Origin of the sequence: Alistipes sp. AF48-12 (assembly GCF_003477565.1) — a bacterium.
In the GTDB taxonomy this organism is placed as follows: Bacteria; Bacteroidota; Bacteroidia; order Bacteroidales; family Rikenellaceae; genus Alistipes_A; species Alistipes_A hominis.
Map to the genome: position 1 here is coordinate 98,409 of NZ_QUDJ01000012.1, position 8,994 is coordinate 107,402.

An 8,994-nucleotide genomic window follows, 5' to 3' on the forward strand; every position below is an offset into this window, starting at 1 on the left:
TAATCAACATTTATAATTTATTACGCTATGAAAAACATGTACCAAACATCTTGGTTATGCCTGTTGCTCGGCTGTATTTTGTTCGCAGCCTGTAGCAAAGACGATGTGAACGATGCACTCGCGCCGAAAATCACATTGAGTAGTTCGACCAGCATCTACACCGGAAAGGTCAACCGCGATATCGTGCTTGAAGCCACCGTGGAACACGGCGACGGCGGCATATATTCGTGGAAACAGGACGGGAAAATCATCTGTACGCAACCGGTCTGTATTTTCCGCTCGGACAAAACGGGCGAGTATTACGTTACGCTGAGGGTTGACACCAAGAACGGTTATGCCGAAAAAGAGATGCGCGTCGACGTCCTTGAGATGGCGCCTCCCGTCATATCGTTGGCTGTGCCCGAAGGCGGTATCGTCACTTATGTGAATACGGAACTGACCCTTTCGCCCGATGTACAGAACAGCGAGGGGGCGACCTACCAATGGTATATCGACAATGAAAAGGCGGGGACGGACAAAGATCAGGTTTTCACCAAGACCGAAACGGGCGATTACCAGGTAAAGCTTGTGGCTACCAACGAAGACGGAACAACCGAGTACGAAACGATTGTCCGCGTCGAAGAGAGCCCGACGCTTAGAATCGAGACGACCGATCCTGTTTCCCACATCAAATCGGCTCCCCGCACAGTAATGGAAGGGCGTTCCGTTTTCCTCAAGCCCATTATCGTCAATGCGGTCGATCCGACTTACAGTTGGAGCGTGGACGACATCGAGCAGGAAGGCGTTACAACCCCGTATTTCAATTTCACGCCTGCGGAACAAAAGGAATACACGGTAAAATTGACCGTTACCAATCATACGCCACAGGTCCGGTCCGTGCTTTCCCGGAATCTTACCCAAAGCGAAAGCAATACCGCATCCGCAACGATCCAGGTAAATTGCGTCGGTACGGACAATGAAATGAACCGCTTCCGCCCTTATGCCGGCACGGAACGCTTTACCGTCATGGAATTCGTGGCTGCTCCGGGCCAGTTCGTCAATGCGGGTTATGAAGCGACTACCTACGAAGAAGCCAATGCATACGCCCAAAAACGCCTGAACGAAGGCAACTACGTCAGCCTCGGCGGTTTCGGCGGCTACCTGACCGTATATTGCAGCCACAGCATTGTCAGCAGCAACGGCGATTATGATTTCTGTGTGTTCGGCAACCCGTTCGATGGAAGTTCCGAACCCGGTATCGTATACGTCATGCAGGACGAGAATGGCGACGGACTTCCCAACGATACGTGGTACGAAGTGAAAGGCAGCGAAACGGGCAAACCCGAAACGATCCAGGATTACGCGATCACTTATTACCGTTCCGAAAAATCCGCTATCCGCTGGTCGGACAACCAGGGAAACAACGGCAGCATGGGCTTTATCAATCACGGAACTTCGTCCATGTATCCGAAATGGATCAGGCCGAACAGCTACACGCTCCGCGGAACGCGCCTCGAACCGAGGACGGTGCAGGAAGGCGGTATCTGGAAAAACAAATCGTTCGACTGGGGCTATGTGGACAATTACAGTACGACAGACCTCATAACAACAAAGAATCCCATGACCCAGCAAACTGCCTCGGGCAACCGTATCCGTATCAGCGACGCCATCACCCCGGACGGGAAACCGGCAAACCTGAAATATATCGACTTTATCAAGGTGCATACGGCCCTGAACGTTTCGGCCGGCGCACTGGGCGAAAACTCGACCGAGGTATTCGGCTACGCATCTCTCGATCCGGAAGCCGCGATTCAATAATCTTAACAACATTAAACCATGAGAAATATACTGAAAAATATTTTCTGCGCCTCGCTCGCCGGATTGATACTGGCCGGATGCAGCAAGGAGGAGAGCGATTTCGCCGGAACGGACAACCACATCATATCGTTCGAAATGAAAGTGGGTTCGGAAAGTTACAAGGCCGTCATACTGGATAACGAGATCCGTCTTACCGTCCCGAAAGGCACCGACCTGAGCCAGGGGAAACCCGATATCGTCCTGTGCGAGAACATGAGGCTGACCCCCGATCCGTCGACCATAACCGATTGGGGCGAAGAATACCAGTTCATCGCCACTTCGTATAACAACAGCGACAGGATCTACCGCTACCGCATCATTCATCCCGAAGTCAGCACCGACGGCAACGTCGTACTGAACACGCAGGCCGATGTGGACGCATTCGCCCGTTCGGGAATAGACGTCATCCGGGGGAACCTGATCATCGGCGCGGAAAAAGGGGGCCCGGCCTTCGATTCCATCCGCAACCTGGAAGGACTGGAAAACCTGCTGGAGGTCGAGTATAACGTCATCGTCAACGAAACGTTCGCCGGGGAAACCCTGAACTTGAAAAGCCTTCGCAGCATGTACGGATTGACGCGCACGACAGATGACAGGGGCAATAATATTATCTGCAAAAACCTGAAAAACATCGTCCTGCCCTCGCTGACTGAAGTAGTATCCGGGATAACGATCAGGCAACCCCATATACAGCGGATCGAAATGCCGGCACTGGTCCGTGTCGGCGGGAATATGACCGTCAATACAGATGAACTGAATGCCATAGACCTGACCTCGCTGGAGACGGTACGGGGCGACCTCTCGTTTACATCCGGCCGCAACGGTACGAAACTGGAGACATTCTCCCTGCCGGCCCTGAAAGAGTTGGGGGGTACGCTTTCCCTTTCGGATATTCCCCAGATGACCGCGGTCGATCTGCCTGATCTGGCCTCCGCCGGGGGATTCAGCATGACCGGATGTGTCAAGATATCCAATTTGACCAATACGATACTCGAAAACCTGACCGGGGAACTGACCCTCTCGGGTAACAATTCGCTGTCGGAAGTGCAATTTCCGACCCTGAAAAAAGCGGGCAGCGTCAATATCCTGGACGGCACGGTAGGTTTTGTCGATTTCACCGCCCTTGCCGAGGTGGGCATCCTCGACCTTCAGACCCTGACCATTATGAACCTCGACGGGTTCAAGTCCCTGAAAACGGCGGCTAAAATATCCCTGACGAATATGGAACTGGTCGAGTCTTTCGACGGAATGGAGTCGCTGCAAAGCGTAGGCGAACTGATACTCGACCGCATCCCTATCAGCGGCGAACTCGACCTGACGAACCTTCAGGTAACTTCCAAACTGCAACTGACCGGATCGACGCTCAACGTGCCGAAGATCGTCGGCCCCGAAGTGCTCGAATGCGACGTTACGATGGACGGAACCAACTATTTCGGAGTCACGAAAATGCCCCTTTTCGAAGGGATCAAGCAGATCGGGAGCCTTAACCTACAGTTCACCACGATGGGAATAGAGGTGGCCGACCTTGGGAACCTTACCCGTATTACAGGCTTACTACGCATATATACGAACCATCAATATTTCCGCAAGGTAAACGCTCAGAATCTGGTCAGCATAGGCGGCCTGAGTTTCGGCGGACTCTACACCAGCAAAGCGGAGGATGTGCGTACTTTCAATTTCCCGCTTTTGGAAACCATCACCGGTGACGCCAGTATCAATCTGGATATAAAAGGAATATTCCCGAACGGATTTTCCGTTCCCGCCCTGACCTCGATAGGCGGGAGTATAGAGATCGAAGTATCCACTCAAACAGGCCCAGGATCGCTGGATTTCTCAGCCCTGACGACCGTTGGAGGAAAACTGTCCATTATAAACCGTAATCTGGGTGCAAGCACGGGAATATCCAGTTGGAATTTCGACAACCTTGAATCGGTCGGGTCGGTATATATCAGCGTATCGGGATGACCGATTTTTCGACATTCAAAAAGGTCATCCCGAGCCTGAACGAGACGACATGGGAGACAAGGCAAGGCGTTTACGACCCGACTTATCAGGATATGCTCGATGGAAAATACACTCCGGAAGGCAATAATTAACCAAACAGTACAAAATATCATGAAAAATAAGATCAATTTACTGTGCGTCGCATTCTTTTCACTGCTGTTGGCAGGGTGCGAAAAGGAGAACAACGACTTCGTAGGGAGCGACAACTATATCATCTCTTTTAAACTGGTAAACGGGGAGCAGGAGTGGCCGGCTATTATCGCCGATAACAACATAACCGTTACCGTTCCGGCCGGTGCCGATCTGTCCGGAGCCGCGGTCGTATTGGAAACCTGCGAACACGTGGCGGTTTCGCCCGATCCGGCTTCGATTACGGATTGGGAGGCGTCCCGTGATTTCACAGCCGTATCGTACAACCAGACGCAGCGAACCTATCATTATTCGCTGGTACGTACAGAAGCCGACACGAAAGGAGATTTCGTATTGAACACCCAGGCGTCAGTAGATGCGTTTGCGACGATGGGCATAGAAACGATCGACGGGAACCTGTCGGTCGGAACCGAAACGTCGGAAGACGATCCCATTACCAATCTCGACGGATTGCAGAGCCTTAAAAACGTGCGTTACATCCTGACCATAGGCGAATACTGTACCCTGCCGGAAATAAAGCTCGAAAACCTACAGCGCACCGGAGCCCTTCGATTGAGCAGTTTGGCCGACGAGGTGCAGAGCCTTTCGTTGCCCGCGCTGGAGGCCGTAAGCATGAACGCCGAAATATGCAGCGGCGAACTCACGTCGCTGGATCTTGCGGGCCTTTCACGGGTTGACGGGGATTTCATACTGAAAGCCGACAAAATGGAAGAAATATCGTTGTCCGCCCTCGTTTCGATCGGTGGAGAACTCCAGATTCAACAGCTCAACAATAACCAGGCACAGGTGCAAAAAATCTCGCTGGGCGCGCTTCAAACCATCGGGAAACGGTTATATTTATACAGTCTACGACAATTGGTCGAGTTGGATGTTCCGGCCCTGAAAATCGTGGGCGGAATATATTTGGAAGATTGCAGGGAGTTTACCGAACTCTTTTGTCCGGCGCTGGAAGAGACGACCTCCTATAGCATCGACTTCAAGAGGTGCAGCCAATTGACCTCCTATAAATTCCCTACGCTGAAAAAAGCCTGGAGCATCATTTGCAACAGCAGCCTCACTTCGCTCGACTTCTCCTCCCTGACGACCGTGACGAGTGATCTTACTTTGACCTCGATGACCCTGTCCGATCTGGGCGTATTCGGCAAACTCGAAACCGTAGGCGGGATACTGAGCCTGGACGGGGTGAAGGAACTGACCTTTTCTTTCGACAAGCTGGGGACTCTGAAAAACATAGGCGGTCTAGGCCTGAACAATATTCCTGTCGATGGAGGAGAACTGGACTTCACCCAATCCGGCATCACCGGCAATATCACGCTTTCGGGTTCCAGTATGCTGATCGATAAGATCATCGGTCCCGACCGTTTTGAAGGCACGCTAAACCTGAATAATAGTTCGGCTACTAAACTGCCCGTTATCGAAGGATTTCGGGTAATGGGCGGATTGACGATCAACGCCAATCCGTCCGATGCCGTGTCGCTGCCCGTCGAAGAGATCCTCGGTGATTTGACCCTGACCAAAATGGGCGGCTGCCCATCCTTCGAAATGCCGAACCTAAAGCGGGTGGGAGGCGAATTCGAAGCGGTTATCACCACCTTGACAAAAGCGACGTCTTTTACCTTGCCTGCTCTGGAAACGATCGGCGGCAACATGACTTTTGCAACCGGACGTCCGGGCACACCGCAATCCATCGGTATGCCGGCCCTTACCGCCGTCGGAGGAAATCTTTTTGTCGGCCCGACATCTACCATAGCTCTTCTCAAGCCGAATACGGCGATCACATCGCTCGATTTCGGGAAGCTGACTTCCGTAAACAGCGTTACCGTCGACAACCTGAAAGGCCTGAAAGATTTCTCAGGGTTCACGGCTTTGGTTCCTTATATCGATGCTACGCGGTGGAATGTGACCGAATGCGCTTATAATCCTAAATACTCAGATTTAAAAAACGGCGATTTCACAGAGCCTAACAGATTTTAACGTTATACCGATAAAGCCCCGGCTTTGTGAACTGCACCCTACTCTGCGTGCTGCTGAAATACTCCCGGCGCATCATCGTCTGTGAAAAGTCGCCCGAACGGATTCGTTTCGTGCGGGAATATTACTCCGATGCGCTGGTTACCGAACCGGAGGTATGCCGAGATTTCGCACTGCACCACAGCGATCGCGGAAGGGCTGACGCGGCGCTGGAAGCGGCGGGAGCCGTCGATACGCTCCGCTTGCCCTGGGAGTGCGTTCGGCCCAAGGTCGTCGTCACCGCAGTGGCATTTTACGACCGGCCGCAGACACTGCTTTTAGCGGATATGTATGGCAAGAACCTCACCTTCTGTATCGGCGGCATGAATGGCTGCGACTGCGCCCGATCGGACAGGGCAAGATCGACACCATGCCGCTCATTACGCACCGCTTTCCATTGAGCCGGATCGGGGAGGCATACCGCCTTTTCGAAAGCCGGCAGGACGGAGCATTTTACTGCAAACGGGGGTACAAATTTGTACCCCCGTTTGCAGTAAAATAAATAGCATCGATTTTGTCAGTGATGGGCCCCGGCCACGAGTAGCGCCACCAGCATACCCGTCAGGAAAAGAGATTAGTTCGTTCTCACAATATTACTTTGCCGATTGGAGCGCATCTTCCAGCGAAATACCCAGCGCCTCGGCCACGCCTCGACCGTAAGCCGGATCGGCCTTATAGCAGTTCCGTACGTGCCGCTGCTTGATGAACAGTTCCGAGTCGCCCATGTTGGCCGCCGTGTTCTTGAACAGCGCCTTCTGCTGTCCGGGCGACATCAATCGGAACAGATCGCCCGGCTGACTGTAATAATCTTCGTCGTATTCGCGCTCGTTGTAGTTGTAAGCGTCGCCGTGCAGCTTCAAAGGCGGTTCCTTCATTTCGGGGCTGTCCTGCCACTCGCCGTAGCTGTTGGGCTCATAACCGATCGCCGAGCCATTGTTACCGTCGGTACGCATCATCCCGTCGCGGTGGTACGAATGGAACGGGCATCGGGGACGGTTCACGGGAATCTGACCGTGGTTGACCCCGAGGCGGTAGTTCTGGGCATCGCGGTACGAGAACAGGCGGCCCTGCAACATCTTGTCGGGCGAGAAACCGATACCGTCGATCACGTTCATCGGATTAAAGGCCGACTGTTCGACTTCGGCAAAATAGTTTTCCGGATTGCGATTGAGTTCCAACACGCCGACATCGTGCAGCGGAAAGTCCGCATGCGGCCATACCTTAGTCAGGTCGAACGGATTGATGCGGTAACCGTCGGCCTCCTGCTCGGTCATCAACTGTACTTTGAGTTCCCAGCGCGGAAAGTCGCCCCGCTCGATGGCTTCGTAAAGGTCCCGCTGATGCGATTCCCGGTCGCGGCCGATCAATTCCATAGCTTCTTCGTCGGTAAGATTCTTGATCCCCTGCAGGGTCTTGAAGTGGAATTTCACCCAGGTGCGTACATTGTCCTTGTTGATAAAACTGAACGTATGGCTGCCGAAACCGTGCATGTGGCGGTACGAAGCGGGGATACCGCGATCGCTCATGGTAATAGTCACCTGATGAAGCGCTTCGGGCAACGAAGTCCAGAAGTCCCAGTTGCTGTTGGCGCTGTGCATGTTGGTGCGCGGATCGCGCTTGACGACGTGGTTCAGGTCGGGGAACTTCAGCGGATCGCGCAGGAAGAAAACCGGGGTGTTGTTGCCCACCAGATCCCAGTTGCCCGTTTCGGTATAGAACTTCATGGCGAAACCGCGAATGTCGCGCTCTGCATCGGCTGCGCCGCGCTCGCCGGCGACGGTCGAAAAACGCACGAAGCATTCCGTTTTCTTACCTACTTCCGAGAAGATCGAGGCGCGGGTATACTTGGTAATGTCGTGCGTCACGGTGAACGTACCGTAAGCGCCCGAACCCTTGGCATGCATACGCCGTTCGGGGATCACCTCGCGGTCGAAATGCGAAAGTTTTTCCAAAAACCAGGGATCTTGCAGAAGCATCGGCCCCGGCCGGCCGGCCGTCTGTACGTTCTGGTTATCGGCCACTGGACGACCGGAAGCCGTAGTCATTTTTTTCTTTTCCATAATCATTCGGATTTTAAATGGTTAATAATAATTTGCACCTGTATCTTGTCGATATTCGTGTCGCCGGGCAATTTTCCTGCCAGATAGCGATAAATCAGCCGTGTAAGCTCCGGATCGTCGTAGTCCGCAATCTTCTGTCCGTCGAACAGGTGATGGTGATTCCCGACCGTTATGTCGAAATAATGTTTCCCATCGGCGGGATTGCCGACCGAAGAGAGCACCTTCGCCCTACAAAACGAATCCAGAATCCGGTAAATAGTCGACACCGTGATATCCGGATTGCGTTCGCGCACTTTCTCGATAACCGTATCGACGGAAGCATGCCGCAGCTCCTGCATCACCTCGTAAACCGTCCTGCGCTGCGGGGTGACTTTCAGTCCCGCAGTCTTGATTGCCTGAGTTATACCCGTTTTTCGTTCCATATCTATCGCAATATAAATATAAAAATTATCAGTTGCAAAAAAATTGCATCTAAAAACAGATCGACAACGCCTGCAAATATTCGCAGGACGAAGTACGGGCGAGGCTTTTCCGGGAGAACGGGGCGATCGTCCTGCCCGAAGGACTCGAAGGAACTTACCGCCACGGCGACCGGAACCTGACGCTTCGCAGCGGACGGAACGAAATCCGCTGACCGTCCGGTCGCACGGGCACAGACGCGCCGTACGTCCGGATTTCAGACGACCGAAACGCAGGAAGCCCTGCGGCCGCAACGGGAATTGCGCCGCAGGGTCTTCTTTTGCGCGCTCCCGGAGCTAAACGAACTCCTCCTTTTTGAATACGAAACGCACGACGGGGCCCGTCCCCATGTCCGACCAGTCGAGGAACTCCAGTTCGACCGGGGTCAGCTTATCGACCAGCACCGGGCGGCCTTCGTGCAGCAGCCACCCGCGCGGTCGGTCGAACGCGTAGGGAACCGTAGCGACTTTCAGAT

Annotated in this window: 6 protein-coding genes and 1 pseudogene; 5 read left to right on the top strand and 2 right to left on the bottom strand. The window is 53.4% G+C overall.

What is annotated here, in order from left to right; all coding sequences use genetic code 11:
• Window positions 1-36: 36 nt before the first annotated feature.
• From DW082_RS09055 to DW082_RS09070, 5 genes and pseudogenes are all read left to right on the top strand, one after another.
• Window positions 37-1,797 (top strand): PKD-like domain-containing protein, encoded by a 1,761-nt coding sequence (locus DW082_RS09055; RefSeq protein WP_182424133.1) that lies wholly within the window; start codon window positions 37-39, stop codon window positions 1,795-1,797.
• 18 nt (window positions 1,798-1,815) lie between these two features.
• Window positions 1,816-3,801, top strand: coding sequence for a hypothetical protein (locus DW082_RS15050; protein ID WP_259335569.1), 1,986 nt, complete (start codon window positions 1,816-1,818; stop codon window positions 3,799-3,801).
• Window positions 3,798-3,932, top strand: a complete 135-nt coding sequence (locus DW082_RS15055) for a hypothetical protein (protein ID WP_259335570.1) — start codon at window positions 3,798-3,800, stop codon at window positions 3,930-3,932. Before DW082_RS15050 ends, DW082_RS15055 begins: the two co-directional genes overlap by 4 nt.
• Window positions 3,933-3,951: 19 nt before the next feature.
• Window positions 3,952-5,964 (top strand): hypothetical protein, encoded by a 2,013-nt coding sequence (locus tag DW082_RS09065; protein ID WP_118458297.1) that lies wholly within the window; start codon window positions 3,952-3,954, stop codon window positions 5,962-5,964.
• Window positions 5,965-5,996: 32 nt separating this feature from the next.
• Window positions 5,997-6,502, top strand: a pseudogene (locus DW082_RS09070) (hypothetical protein); the annotation flags it as partial.
• 91 nt (window positions 6,503-6,593) lie between these two features.
• Here DW082_RS09070 and DW082_RS09075 read toward each other — a convergent pair.
• Together DW082_RS09075 and DW082_RS09080 are read right to left on the bottom strand one after the other, a co-directional pair.
• A complete protein-coding gene (locus DW082_RS09075) occupies window positions 6,594-8,060 on the bottom strand; it encodes a catalase (protein WP_101573923.1) in 1,467 nt (488 codons plus the stop codon).
• 2 nt (window positions 8,061-8,062) lie between these two features.
• Window positions 8,063-8,482, bottom strand: a complete 420-nt coding sequence (locus DW082_RS09080) for a Fur family transcriptional regulator (RefSeq protein WP_118458298.1) — start codon at window positions 8,480-8,482, stop codon at window positions 8,063-8,065.
• Window positions 8,483-8,994 lie beyond the last annotated feature (512 nt).

Excerpts from the sequence above, each read along its gene's own strand:
- DW082_RS09055 (WP_182424133.1), top strand. The coding sequence starts at position 37 with ATGTACCAAACATCTTGGTTATGCCTGTTGCTCGGCTGTATTTTGTTC.
- DW082_RS15050 (WP_259335569.1), top strand. The coding sequence starts at position 1,816 with ATGAGAAATATACTGAAAAATATTTTCTGCGCCTCGCTCGCCGGATTG.
- DW082_RS15055 (WP_259335570.1), top strand. The coding sequence starts at position 3,798 with ATGACCGATTTTTCGACATTCAAAAAGGTCATCCCGAGCCTGAACGAG.
- DW082_RS09065 (WP_118458297.1), top strand. The coding sequence starts at position 3,952 with ATGAAAAATAAGATCAATTTACTGTGCGTCGCATTCTTTTCACTGCTG.
- DW082_RS09075 (WP_101573923.1), bottom strand. The coding sequence starts at position 8,060 with ATGGAAAAGAAAAAAATGACTACGGCTTCCGGTCGTCCAGTGGCCGAT.
- DW082_RS09080 (WP_118458298.1), bottom strand. The coding sequence starts at position 8,482 with ATGGAACGAAAAACGGGTATAACTCAGGCAATCAAGACTGCGGGACTG.